Annotated in this window: 6 protein-coding genes; 5 read left to right on the top strand and 1 reads right to left on the bottom strand. The window is 66.4% G+C overall.

Annotation, left to right across the window (positions count from 1 at the left end; translation table 11 throughout):
* Positions 1–156: 156 nt before the first annotated feature.
* The 3 genes from J2X53_RS00155 to yaaA all read left to right on the top strand — a co-directional run bounded on the left by J2X53_RS00155 (position 157) and on the right by yaaA (position 3,360).
* The gene (locus J2X53_RS00155) at positions 157–444 is read left to right on the top strand and encodes a YggT family protein (protein ID WP_118150154.1); all 288 of its coding nucleotides are present in this window, start codon (positions 157–159) and stop codon (positions 442–444) included.
* Positions 445–460: 16 nt separating this feature from the next.
* Positions 461–2,503, top strand: coding sequence for a DNA helicase RecQ (gene recQ / locus J2X53_RS00150; RefSeq protein ID WP_349035475.1), 2,043 nt, complete (start codon positions 461–463; stop codon positions 2,501–2,503).
* Positions 2,504–2,565: 62 nt separating this feature from the next.
* A complete protein-coding gene (yaaA, locus tag J2X53_RS00145; RefSeq protein WP_349035474.1) occupies positions 2,566–3,360 on the top strand; it encodes a peroxide stress protein YaaA in 795 nt (264 codons plus the stop codon).
* On the opposite strand, the gene J2X53_RS00140 is transcribed toward yaaA, so the two are convergent.
* Positions 3,357–5,903 (bottom strand): response regulator, encoded by a 2,547-nt coding sequence (locus J2X53_RS00140; RefSeq protein ID WP_349035473.1) that lies wholly within the window; start codon positions 5,901–5,903, stop codon positions 3,357–3,359. The genes yaaA and J2X53_RS00140 overlap by 4 nt on opposite strands.
* Positions 5,904–6,071: 168 nt before the next feature.
* Between J2X53_RS00140 and J2X53_RS00135 the strand changes: the two genes are divergently transcribed.
* A complete protein-coding gene (locus J2X53_RS00135) occupies positions 6,072–11,510 on the top strand; it encodes an alpha-2-macroglobulin family protein (RefSeq protein WP_349035472.1) in 5,439 nt (1,812 codons plus the stop codon).
* Between the two features lie 13 nt (positions 11,511–11,523).
* The gene (pbpC, locus tag J2X53_RS00130) at positions 11,524–13,560 is read left to right on the top strand and encodes a penicillin-binding protein 1C (RefSeq protein WP_349035471.1); all 2,037 of its coding nucleotides are present in this window, start codon (positions 11,524–11,526) and stop codon (positions 13,558–13,560) included.
* Positions 13,561–13,586 lie beyond the last annotated feature (26 nt).

Raw genomic sequence — 13,586 nt, 5'->3', positions numbered from 1 at the left:
GGTTTCGAACACCTCTCCCCTGCCCCGGCCTTACCCGAACGTCAAGTCAGACGCAGCGGAAGGCGGTTGCCCTTTGGGGGGCCGGTTGATACCACTGACACAACAGCTTGTGCCATCATGCGGCACCACCACATCCATGGCTTCTGGAGGCCCCGAATGACCTCGGTTCTGCAAATCCTGCTGCTGATCCTCGACATCGTGCAATGGATCATCATCGCCCATATCATCATGAGCTGGCTGATCAACTTTCAGGTGCTCAACCTGCGCCAACCGCTTGTGGCCCAGATCTGGGATGGCATCAACCGCCTGCTGGACCCGGTGTATTCCCGCGTCCGCTCGGTATTGCCCAACCTCGGCGGGCTAGATCTGGCGCCGCTGGTCGTGCTGCTCGGGGTTTACGCGCTGCGCATCATTCTGATCAACAACGCCGCCCTGTTCCTCTGAAAGCCGCCCGCGTTTCATGCACGACCCCCACCAGCTTTTGCAGCAGATCTTTGGCTTTCCCGGCTTTCGCCCGGGACAGGAAGAGATTGTGCAAGCCGTGCTGGCGGGTCGCAACACGCTTGCCATCATGCCCACGGGCGGCGGCAAATCGTTGTGCTTCCAACTGCCCGCGCTGTGTCGCGATGGCATCACCGTCGTCATCTCGCCCCTGATTGCGCTGATGCGCGATCAGGTCCGCGCGCTGAAAGCGGCGGGGGTCGAGGCGGGGGCGCTGACCTCGGGCAACACCGATCAGGAAACCGAGGATGTGTTTGCCGCGATTGACGATGGCCGGCTGAAACTCCTCTACATGGCCCCCGAACGCCTCGCCTCTGGCGGGGCGATGCCGCTTTTGCGGCGCGCCAATGTCACGATGATTGCCGTCGATGAGGCGCATTGCGTTTCGCAATGGGGCCACGACTTCCGCCCAGATTACCTGCGCATCGGCGAGCTGCGCCGCGCATTGAACGTCCCGCTGGCCGCCTTCACCGCCACCGCCGATGAAGAAACCCGCGCTGAAATTGTCACCCGGCTGTTCGATGGCACCCAGCCCGAAACCTTCCTGCGCGGCTTTGACCGGCCCAACATCCATCTCGCCTTTGCGGTCAAGGACAAGCCGCGCGACCAGATCCTGCGCTTTGCCGCCGCGCGCAAGGGCCAGTCCGGCATCGTCTACACCGCCTCGCGCGCGCGGACCGAGGTGCTGGCGCAAGCCCTGCGCGAGGCTGGCCATTCCGCCTGCCACTACCACGGCGGGATGGAGGCGGAGGAGCGCCGCCGGGTGGAAATCCGTTTCCAGCAAGAGGATGGCCTGATCGTCGTCGCCACGGTCGCCTTTGGCATGGGGATCGACAAACCCGATATCCGCTGGGTCGCCCATGCCGATCTGCCCAAGTCGATCGAAGGCTATTATCAGGAGATCGGCCGCGCCGGGCGCGATGGTGCCGCCGCCGAAACCCTCACCCTCTATGGCCCCGACGATATCCGCCTGCGCCGCACCCAGATTGACGAAGGTGCCGCCCCGCCCGACCGCAAGGCCGCCGACCATGGCCGTCTCAACGCCCTGCTGGGTCTGGCCGAGGCGACCGCCTGCCGTCGTCAGGTGCTACTGGGCTATTTCGGCGAAACCTCCACGCCTTGCGGCAATTGCGACCTGTGTGATCGCCCGGTCGAGGTGTTTGATGCCACCGAATCCGTGCGCAAGGCGCTGTCCGCCATCCTGCGCACCGGTGAATGGTTCGGCGCGGGCCATCTGATCGACATCCTGACCGGCAATGCCACGGCCAAGGTGCGCGAAAAGGGCCATGACCAGCTGCCCACCTTTGCCGTGGGCCGCGATCTGTCGAAACCCGCATGGGGGGCGGTGTTCCGCCAGATGATGGGCCGCGATCTGGTGCGCCCCGATGCCGACCGCTTTGGTGCCTTGCGGATGACCGAGGCCGCCCGCCCGATCCTGCGCGGAGAGGCCAGCATTTCGCTGCGCCGCGACACCATCACCTCGGCGATCCCGCGCGTGGCAGTCAAAACCCTGGTCTCGGACGAAGATGCGCCGCTGCTCTCTGCGCTCAAAGCCAAGCGCCGCGCACTGGCCGAGGCGCAGGGCGTGCCCGCCTATGTCGTCTTCCCCGACCGCACCCTGATCGAGATGGCCGAACGCAAGCCCGCCACGCTGGATGATATGGCCGGGGTCACCGGGGTTGGCGCGAAAAAGCTGGAAAGTTACGGCGCAGCCTTTCTTGCCGTCATCAACGGTGCCTCCGAAGCGTTGCACCCCGCCCGACAGCGCCTTGCCGGCAAGCCCTCCGGCCCGATCTACGACCGTCTGGCCGAGGTGCAGCTGTCGCTTTTGCGCGGTGAGGATGGCACCGGCAAACCGCTGAGCCTGTCGCCCGGCATCCTGCGCCGCATCGCCGAGGCGCGGCCCTCCACCCTCTCCGATCTTGACCGGGTGGGTGAACTTGGCCCGGCCAAGATCGAACGCTTTGGCACCGCCTTTCTCGACGTTCTGCGCGACGCCTGACCCTTAGGGGTTTACTCCGCCGCCCCACACCATATCTTGTGGGTCCAAGGAAAGGGCCTGCCATGCTGACCGTGATCTCCCCCGCCAAAAAGCTCAACGAAGTGCCACAGGCCCTGCCCGACGGCCATCAGATGACCGATCCGGAGTTTGCGGCGGAGGCCCTCCAGCTGGCCACCCTGGCCCGCGCGCTGTCGGTCGATCAGCTGCGCAAGCTCAGCCACATTTCCGAGCCACTCGCCCGCCTGAACCGTGACCGCTTTGCCGCGTTCAGTGCCACGCCCGCGCCCGGCACAATTTATCCGGCGGTGCAGTGCTTTGCCGGCGACACCTATCAGGGGCTAGAGGTGCGCACGATGCCCGCCCCCGCGCTGGACTGGGCCGCCGGGCATCTGCGCATCCTGTCGGGTCTCTATGGCCTCTTGCGCCCCTTTGATGCCATTCAGGCCTATCGGCTGGAAATGGGCAGCCGCCTTGCCAATCCGCTTGGCCCCGATCTTTACGCCTTCTGGGGAGACCGCATCGCGCAGGCGCTCAACATCCTCGCCGCCGAGCAGAACGCCACAGCGCTGATCAACTGCGCCTCGGTCGAGTATTTCGGCGCGGTCAACAGCACCGCCCTGCGCCTGCCGGTCATCACCCCGGTCTTTCTCGAAGAGCGGGACGGGCAGGCCAAAACCGTCAGCTTCTGGGCCAAACGGGCCCGTGGGGCGATGGCGCGCTATATCTGTGACCACCAGATCACCAACCCCGCCGACCTGCGCGGCTTTACCGCCGGGGGCTACAGCCACCGCGCCGACCTGTCCGCCGGGGGCCAGATGGTGTTCCAGCGTCCGGTCCCGGCACAACAGGCCGCCTAGGCCGCGACCCCGACCGGCCGCGCCTCGTCGGGGCAAAACGCCTCCATCACCTCCAGAATCATGGACTTGCGCAAGGGCTTGGTCAGATACCTGTCCAGCCCTGCCGCCAGAATATCGGTGCTGTCGCCATCCATCGCATGCGCGGTCAGTGCCACGATCGGCACATGGCTGCGGCCATCTTCAATCAGACGGATCGCACGTGCCGCCTCGCGCCCGTCCATTTCGGGCATCGAGATGTCCATGAAGATCAGATCCGGCTTCCAGCTCTGATACAGCTCCACCGCTTCGCGCCCGTTGCTGGCGAATTTCAGGTCTATGTCGATGTCCTTGACCATCTTGGCAAACACCAGCTGATTGGTGCGGTTGTCTTCGGCCGCGAGCACCCGCATCTGACGCCGCCCGCTGACCGGCACCGGCGGGCGGGCCGCAGCCACAGCCCCGGCCCCCGGCACACACACCGACAGGGCCTGCAGATGACGATACAGATCAGACCGTAGCAGCGGCTTTTGCAGGATCGCCGTCAGATCCGCATCGCCCCCGGCCTCGCGCGCGGCATAAGGGTGCGACGACAGCATGATCAGCGGCATCCGGTGCCCCGCCGCGCGGATCTGCCGTGCCAACGCCAGCCCGTCCATCTCGGGCATGTCGTGATCGGTCAGCACCACGTCAAAGGCACTGTCGCGCGCCAGCGTTGCCAACGCTTCGGCCCCCGAACGGCACAAAGTGACAGAGATGCCATGCGGGGTCAGCTGCCGTTCCAGAATGGTGCGGTTCAGGAACTGGTCATCCACCACCAGCGCCCGCCGCAACGTGATCGGCAACCGCGACTCGGGCGTGTCATCAGAAACCGGCAGCCGGATCCTGAAGCCAAAGCACGCGCCTTTGCCCTGATCGCTGTCGACCCAGATCGTGCCCTCCATCCGCTCGATCAGACGGCGGGTGATCGCCAGACCCAGCCCCGTGCCCTCAAACTTGCGGTTCTGCTGATCCTCGACCTGATTGAACTCGCCAAAGATATGCTCAAGGTTGGACGCCGAAATTCCGATGCCGGTGTCTTCAACCGTGACATGCAGCTGCTGGCTGCCCTCTGCCTCCTCGGGGCCGACCACCCGCACCAGCACATGCCCCTGATCGGTGAATTTGACCGCATTGCCGATCAGATTGGTCAGCACCTGCCGGATCCGCCCCGGATCGCCGACAAAGCGGGTCGGCAGGAACATGTCATAATCAATCATGAGGTTAAGCCCCTTGGCCCGCGCCCGGGGCTGCAGCAGCATCGTCACCTCATGGATCGTGCGTTCCAGATCAAAGGGTTCGGGGTGCAGTGTCAGCCGCTCTGCCTCGATCTTGGAATAGTCCAGAATGTCGTTGATGATCACCAGCAGCGCCTCACCCGATGATCGGATGGTTTCGGCAAACAGCCGCTGCTCTTCCGAAAGCTGGGTGTCACACAGCAGCTCGGCCATGCCGACCACGCCGTTCATCGGGGTACGGATTTCATGGCTCATATTGGCCAGAAACGCCGATTTCGCCCGGTTTGCCGCCTCGGCCTGCAACCTTGCCGCCTCCAGTGCGGCCTGCTGCTCTTTCCAGTCGGTGATATCGACCCGAAGACCGACGCGGCCGCCATCGGGCGTGCTCTGTTCCAGGACGCGCAACCAACGCCCGTTGCCGAACCGCTCTTCGTGGATCGACGACGGTGCCCGGTGCGCCGCCATCCGCTCCGACATCCATTCCGCCTCGCGCCCCACCGCCTCGGCATATTTGCCACGCGCCAACCCGTGGCGCAGAATATCTTCAAACGTGACGCCGGGGCGCAGAATTTCCGCGCTTTCGGCGTGAAGGTCACGGTAACGTTGATTGCAGGTCAAGAGCCTGTCCTCCCTGTCAAAAAGCACAAATCCATCGGGTATCGCCTCAATCGCGGCCCAGATCCGCATCTGTTCGGTAATATCGACCGCAAGGGTCACCAGATCGCCGTCGCGGGCACGTCGATCCATCAGGCGCAGGTAATTGCCGTTGCTCATCTGCACGACCACCGGTTCAATCGCCTCTGCCTCCAGCCGCGCCAGCATCCGCGCGACCCAATCCGCCACCGGCTCGCCTTCAAGTCGGACCAGCCCCCGTTCCGCCGCCAGCTGCAGCATCGCGCCATAGCTGACGCCGTGGCCCGCAGCTTCCACCGCAAAGGCCGTCAGAAAGGCACTGTTCGCGGCCGCCATCTGCAGGCCGGAATCAAACACCGCAAAACCATCACGGATCGTGTCAATCGAATCCCACAGCCGCCGCTCGGCCATGACCGCCAGTGTATGCGCCTGCTCCAACGCGGTGACGAATCGCGCGTTCTGGCCTTTCAGCGCCTCGGCTTCCGACTGCGCCTCACGCACGACCGAACGCTGCACCACAATCTCATCCGACAGCACGCGGGCATGCACCGCCAGTTTTTCATTGGCAGCGAACAATTCCCGGCTTTTCTGTTCCAGCAAACGTTGAGCCGCCAGCCGGGCGCGCCGTTCGTTTGCCAACCGTTCTGTCATGTCCATCGCGACCCGTTTCCCCGTTCCGCCTTCTGCCGCGGGGCCCAGACCGGACCATAGCGGCACCAGAATGAACGGAGGGTTAACATGACAAATCGTGTCAGCCCCCGCAGGGCGCTTGCACCACACGGCCCGGCACATCATCATGCGCCTGTTCAGACAAGAGGTTTTGACATGCGGTTTTTTGTTCCAATTCTGGCGGCGTCTCTGGTTTTCGCCCTGCCCTCCTTTGCGCAGGACCAGTCCTTTGTGCCGGAAAAACGCGCGGTGCTGGCGCAAGATACCGATCTGCCCGGCGGCGATGTCGCGCAGCTGTTTGACACCACGCTGGAGGCCTGCGAGCGCGCCTGTCTGAGCAACACGCAATGCACCGCATTCACCTTCAACACCCGCAACGGGTCGTGTTTTCCAAAGGCCAATCCCGGTGCAGCGGCCCCCTATCAGGGCGCTGTGTCGGCCCAGATCCTGCGCGCCGACCCCGGGTCTGACGCGCGCGCCAGCACCCGCCGGGCTGATCTGCGCTTTCTGTCCGACTCCGATCTGAACGAAGCCCGCACTCAGGCCGAATCGCTTGGCCGCACCCATATGGCCAACGGCTTCCCCGCCGAGGCCCATGCGCAGGCCGCGACCGAGGCGGAGGCGCGCGGCGATCTTGTCGGCGCTGTCCGATTCGCCGGGGCCGCGCTCAGCCTGCGCGACACGCCCGACGCTTGGCTCGAATATGCCCGCCTGTCGCTTGAGGCCGCCAATCGCGACTCCTCCGGCCAGAGCGCGTTGCGCGAACAGGCGCTGCACGCCACCGTAAACGCCTATCTGCGCGCCGAAGCCGCCCCCCAACGCCACAGCATCCTTGTCACCATGGGCGCAGCGCTGGAGGTGACGGGTCGGGGCCGCGACACCGTGGGCGCGCTGCGCCTGGCGCAATCGCTGCAACCGCGCGACGACACCGCCGCAGCCCTTGAAACCGCCATCGGCAAATATGGCTTCCGCATCACCGAACACGAGGTGCAGGCCGATTCCCTGCGCCCCCGCATCTGCGCCAGCTTTTCCGAAGATCTGGTCAAGGCCGGGGTGGATTACGAGACCTTTGTCCAGCTGCCGCAACCGGGCCTGACCGTCAGCTCCGACGGCTACCGCACCCTGTGTGTCGAGGGGCTGGCCCATGGGTCGCGCTACACCGTCACCTTCCGTGAAGGGCTGCCCGCCGCCGACGGGCAGGACATGGCGAAATCCGTCGCCATCACCGCTTATGTCCGCGACCGCACTGCCGGGGTGCGCTTTCCGGGCCGCGCCTATGTGCTGCCAAAGGGCGACGCGGCCGCAATCCCGGTGGAAACCGTCAATACCGACAAACTTGACCTGACCCTGTTCCGCGTCACCGACCGCAACCTCTTGCGCGCCTTCCAGAACGGCTATTTCAGCCAGCCGATTTCCAACTGGCAGGAAGATGACTTCAGCGGCGAAGTCGGCGCGCAGGTCTGGGCTGGCAACGCCACCGTGGGCCTTGACGTCAACCGCGACGTCACCACCCGCCTGCCACTGAACGAGGCGCTGCAGGGCCAGCCTGCAGGTGTCTATGCGCTCAAGGCCGCCATCCCGGGCGAAGACCCGTATGAGGTGCCTGCTGGCTGGCAATGGTTCGTGGTGTCCGATCTGGGCCTCACCACCATGTCGGGCGTTGACGGGCTGCATGTCTTTGTCCGCAGTCTTGGCACGGCGCAGGCCACGACCGGCGCAACGGTCGAACTGCTGTCTACCGCCAACGAGATCCTTGCCACCGCCACCACCGACGCCATGGGCTATGCCCGTTTTGATGCAGGCCTCACCCGTGGCACCGCAGGCGCGGCCCCGGCCCTGATCGTGGTGCGCGATGGCGACGATGACCTGGCCTTTCTGTCGCTCACCGATCCCGAATTCGACCTGTCGGATCGCGGGGTCGAGGGGCGTGCCCCCGCCCCGCCGGTCGATGTCTTTTTGACCACCGATCGCGGCGCCTACCGCGCCGGGGAGACGGTCTACGCCACCGCACTTGCCCGTGACAGCACCGCTGCGGCCGTTCCCGGCCTGCCGCTCACCGCCCGGCTCAAGCGCCCTGATGGCGTCGAATACTCCCGCGCGATGGTCGAAGATGCCGGCGCGGGCGGCCATGTCTTTGCCCTGCCCATCGCCGGCACCGCCCCGCGCGGCGTCTGGCGGCTGGAGGTGCTGGCCGACCCCGATGCCGAGCCTCTGACCTCGCAGACCTTCCTCGTCGAGGATTTCCTGCCCGAACGCATCGACTTTGACCTGTCGCTTGCCGAGGGCGAGTTGCGCCTTGGCGACACCCCTGATCTGACCATCAACGCCCGCTACCTGTTCGGTGCCCCCGGCGCTGATCTTGCTATCGAAGGCGAGGTGCTGCTGCGCGCCGCCAAGGAAATCGCAGGCTTCACCGGCTATGTCTTCGGCCCGCATGACGAACCCTTTGACGCCCGCATGGAATCCTTCGGCGGCGAGCGTACCGACGAGTCCGGCGTGGCCACGATCTTCCCCGCCTTTCCCTATGCCGACGCCCCGCAGCAGCCGCTGGAGGCGCGGTTCACCGTCCGCGTCGCCGAAGGCTCGGGCCGCCCGGTGGAACGTCAGCTCACCAAACTGCTGACCCCCACCACCCCGATGATCGGCGTCCGCCCGCTGTTCGAGGACGTGGTGGCCGAGGGCACCGAAGCCCGGTTCAACCTGATCGGCCTTGGCCCTGACGGCAAACCCGCCGATATGGCAGTGGAGTGGCAGGTCACCCGGATCGAGACCAATTACCAATGGTATCAAAGCTATGGAAACTGGAACTGGGAGCCGGTGATCTCGCGCAGCATCACCGCCGAAGGCACAGCCCAGCTCGGGGCGCAGGCAACAGAAATCAAAGCTCCCGTGCAATGGGGCGAATATGAGCTGCGGGTGAAAGCCGCCAATGGCGCCGTCACCTCCACCACCTTCTACGCGGGCTGGTACGCCCCTGCGGATGTGACCTCCACCCCCGACACGCTGGAGCTGTCGCTCGACAAACCGGCCTACAAATCCGGCGACACCGCCACGCTGCGCATCGTGCCGCGTGCGGCGGGCACCGCGCTGGTCACCGTGCTGTCCAACCGCCTGATCGCGATGCAGGCGGTCGAAGTGACGGAAGGCGAAAACCTGATCACCCTGCCGGTCACCGATGACTGGGGCGCGGGCGTTTACGTCACCGCATCTGTCCTGCGCCCGATGGACGTGGCCGCTGGCCGCAACCCGGCCCGCGCGCTTGGCCTTGCCCATGCCGCCGTCGATCCCGGGGCACGCCAGTTGGACGTGACCGTGGAAACCGTGATCGAAGCCGCCCCGCGCGGCCCGCTGGATGTGGCGATCAAGGTTGACGGCATTGCCGAGGGCGAGGCTGCGTGGGTCACCATCGCGGCGGTGGATCAGGGCATTCTGAACCTGACCGCCTTTACCCCGCCCGACCCATCGGGCCATTACTTCGGTCAGCGCAAGCTGGGCATCGGCATCCGTGACGTTTACGGCCGGTTGATCGACGGGCTGAACGGGGCCACCGGCACCGTCCGCTCTGGCGGCGACGCGGGCGCTCAGGCCCGCCTGCAGGCCCCGCCCCCGACCGAAGAACTGGTGGCCTATTTCACCGGCCCGGTTCAGGTCGGGCCAGATGGCTACGCCCGCACCACATTTACCCTGCCCTCCTTCAACGGCAGCGTCAAAATCATGGCCGTGGCCTGGTCTGCCAAGGCCGTGGGTCAGGCCGATGCCGATGTGCTGGTGCGCGATCCGGTTGTGGTCACCGCCAGCCTGCCCCGCTTCATGGCCCCCGGCGACAGCAGCCGGATGCTGTTGGAAATCGTCCACGCCACCGGCCCCTCGGGTCGCATGGGCCTTGACGTGACCGCCAGCGGCGTCACCCTTGGCGCGGTCCCCTCGGGCTTTGATCTTGGCGATCAGGCCAAGACCGTCTTTGCCGTGCCGGTCACGGCGGGCGACGCGGGCATCCAGACCATCTCCGTCGCCCTCACCACGCCGGATGGCAAGCAGCTGGTCAAAACTCTCACTCTGCCGGTGCAATCCAACGACCCCGAGGTTGCCCGCACCACCCGCCTGACCCTCGCCCAAGGCCAGACCCTGACGCTGGATGACAGCATCTTTGCCGGTCTCGCCCCCGCATCGGCCAAGGCCAGCATGGCCATCGGCCCGCTGGCCCGGATTGACGCGCCCGGCCTGTTGGCAGCACTCGACCGCTACCCCTATGGCTGCACCGAGCAGGTCACCTCTAAAGCCCTGCCGCTTCTGTACTTCGATCAGGTCGCGCAAGCGATGGAGCTGAAAGGTGCCGACAACATCCGCCTGCGCATCGAGCAGGCGGTGGCCGAGATCCTGACCAATCAGGGCGCCGAGGGCGGCTTTGGCCTCTGGTCAGCAGGCAGCGGGGATTTGTGGCTTGATGCCTATGTCACCGACTTCCTCAGCCGTGCCCGGGCGCAAGGCCACGCGGTGCCTGACCTCGCCTTCCGCCGCGCGCTCGACTCTCTGCGGGCACAGGTCAACTACGCCCCCGACTTCGACGCCAACTCCAACGGCGGCGGCGAAGCCTTGGCCTATGCACTCATGGTGCTGGCCCGCGAAGGCGCTGCGGCCATCGGCGATCTGCGCTACTTTGCCGATGTCAAAGGCGACGATTTCCGCACCGCCCTCGCACAGGCGCAACTCGGCGCAGCCCTTGCCAGCTACGGCGACCAACCCCGCGCTGACGCGATGTTCCGCCGCGCCGGCGCACGGGTGCTGGCGCTAACCGCGACAGAGACCGAACAGACCTTCCGCGCCGATTACGGCACCAACTTCCGCGACGCTGCCGCGATCCTCACCCTCGCGGTGGAATCCGGCACCGAAGCGGTGAACCGGGAGGCCCTCCTCATCCGCATCTCCGGCAATGCCGCAACCCTTTCGACACAAGAGGCGACATGGGCGCTGATGGCCACCAATGCTCTGATCGACCGTCCGGGACTCGATGGCATTGCCCTGAACGGCGCAGCCCTGACCGGCCCGCTGGTCAAGGTGCTGACCGCAGACACCGGCCCGGTTGCCGTGCAAAACAGCGGCGCCGACACCCAGCTCACCCTCACCGCTTATGGCGTCCCGGTAGAGCCGGAACCTGCTGGCGGCAACGGCTATGCCATCACCCGCAGCTACTACACGCTGGAAGGGGAGCCTGCGACGCTTGACAGCATCCGCACCGGCGACCGGCTGGTGACGGTGCTGGAGGTGACCCCCTATGGCAAGGGCGAGGCGCGGCTGATGGTCTCTGACCCGCTGCCCGCCGGATTCGAGATCGACAACCCCAACCTGATCTCGGGCGGTCAGGTGGCCAATCTGGAATGGCTGAACCTTGAAGCCAACGTGGCGCACAGCGAATTCCGGCAGGACCGCTTCGTCACGGCCATCGACCGGACCAATGGCGATGCCTTCCGCCTTGGCTACATCGTCCGCGCCATCTCGCCGGGCGACTTCCACCACCCCGCCGCCTCGGTCGAAGATATGTACCGCCCGTCCTTCCGCGCCCGGTCCGACACTGGCCGGTTGACGATTGCCGAGTGACGGGCACTGGGGGATGCGCGCAAGATACGCCTTCGCCCTCGCCGCGGGCCTGTTCCTGACCGGACTGGCCCGCGACCGCTTTGACGACTGGATCAGCGCCACCACCCTGCCCCAGCTTGCGCTGGAAACCTCGGTCGAGGTGACAGACCGCGACGGCACCCTGTTGCGCGCCTATACCGTGGCGGATGGCCGCTGGCGCATGGCGGTGGACCTGACACAGGTGGACGAAGACTACCGCGCCATGCTGATCGCCTATGAGGACAAGCGGTTCTACGACCACGCGGGCGTCGATCTGCGCGCCATGAGCCGCGCCGTGGCACAGGCCCTGCGCAATGGCCGGGTGATCTCGGGCGGCTCTACGCTGACCATGCAGGTGGCCCGTTTGCTGGAGGCGTCCGGGACCGGTGCGATGGCGGGCAAGCTGCGCCAGATGCGCGTGGCATGGGCGCTGGAGCGGCGGCTCAGCAAAGACCAGATCCTGCAACTTTACATGCACCTTGCCCCGTTTGGCGGCAATCTCGAAGGTGTGCGCGCCGCCTCCTTCGCCTATTTCGGCAAGGAACCACGTCGCCTGACGCCCGCGCAGGCCGCGCTGCTGGTCGCCATTCCGCAAGCCCCCGAATCCCGCCGCCCCGACCGCGCCCATGCCCGCGCCGTCGACGCGCGCGAACGGGTGCTGGCCCGCGCCCTGCGCGATGGCATCGTCGCGGGCGATATGGCGCAGGGCGCGCTGACCGAGCCTGTGCCGCATGCCCGCCAGCCGTTCCCGGCCCTCGCCCCGCATCTGGCCGACCGCGCCCGCGCGCAGGCCCCCACGGCAACCCGCCACGTCCTCACGCTGCGCGCCAGCCTGCAACGCAGTTTGGAATCGCTGGCCCGCGACGTGGTCGCCACGCAAGGGGCGCGTCTGCAGATCGCCATCGTCGTGGCCGACCACCGCTCCGGCGAGATCCTCGCCTCGGTTGGCTCCGCTGCGTTTCAGGCGGATCAACGTGCGGGCTTTGTCGATATGACCACCGCGCTGCGCAGCCCCGGGTCTACCCTGAAACCGCTGATCTATGGCCTCGCCTTTGATCAGGGTCTCGCCCATCCCGAAACCATGATCGAGGATCGCCCGCAGCGCTTTGGCAGCTACGCGCCGCAAAACTTCGACCGCCAGTTTCGCGGCACCATCCGGGTGCGTGACGCGCTGCAACTGTCGCTGAACCTGCCGGTGGTGCAACTGCTGGATGCCATGGGCCCGCCGCGCCTGCTGGCCGCGTTTGACAAGGCCGCGATCCGCGCTGTGGTGCCCGGCGGCCAGCCTGGGCTGGCGATCGGTCTTGGCGGCATCGGCATCAGCCTGACTGACATGGTGCAACTTTACGCCGCCATCGCGCGCGGCGGTGTTGCGCTGCCGCTGACATGGAACATAGAGGGCACACGGGCCGAAGGCCAGCGCCTGCTGTCCGCCGCCGCCGCCTGGCAGGTCGGCGATATCCTCGCCGGTCTGGCACCGCCGCCCGGGGCCCCCGCCAACCGGCTGGCCTACAAGACCGGCACCAGCTATGGCCACCGCGACACCTGGGCCATCGGCTATGACGGGCGGCATGTGGTCGGCATCTGGCTGGGCCGCGCCGATGGCACGCCGGTTCCCGGTGCTTTCGGCGCAGACCTCGCAGCCCCGGTGCTGTTTCAGGTGTTCGGCCGCATCGCACCCCGGCTGGAGCCGCAGCCGCCTGCGCCGCCCTCAACGCTTCTGGTGTCCAACACCCAGCTGCCGCAACCGCTGCAACGCTTCCGCCCGCGCGACAGCCTTGCCGCCGATGCTGATGCCCCCGCCGTCGCCTTCCCGCCCGACGGGGCCGAGGTGGAGTTGCTGGATGGCGCGCTGATGGTCAAGGTCACCGGCGGCAGTGCGCCCTTCACATGGCTCGCCGATGGCGTGCCCGTGGTGGTGCAGGATCGTGCGCGCCAAGCACTCCTTACCCTCCCCGGTACCGGCTTTGTCAACCTGTCGGTGATCGACGCCACCGGCCGCTCTGCCCGGGCGTCAGTGCGCCTGCGCTGAAAACCCGCGCGCCGCCGCCAGTCGAA

The sequence above is a fragment of the Pseudotabrizicola sp. 4114 genome, from assembly GCF_031457365.1.
GTDB lineage: Bacteria > Pseudomonadota > Alphaproteobacteria > Rhodobacterales > Rhodobacteraceae > Pseudotabrizicola.
The sequence above is the reverse complement of the archived record's forward strand: the minus strand, read 5'-3'. Positions and strand labels throughout refer to the sequence as shown.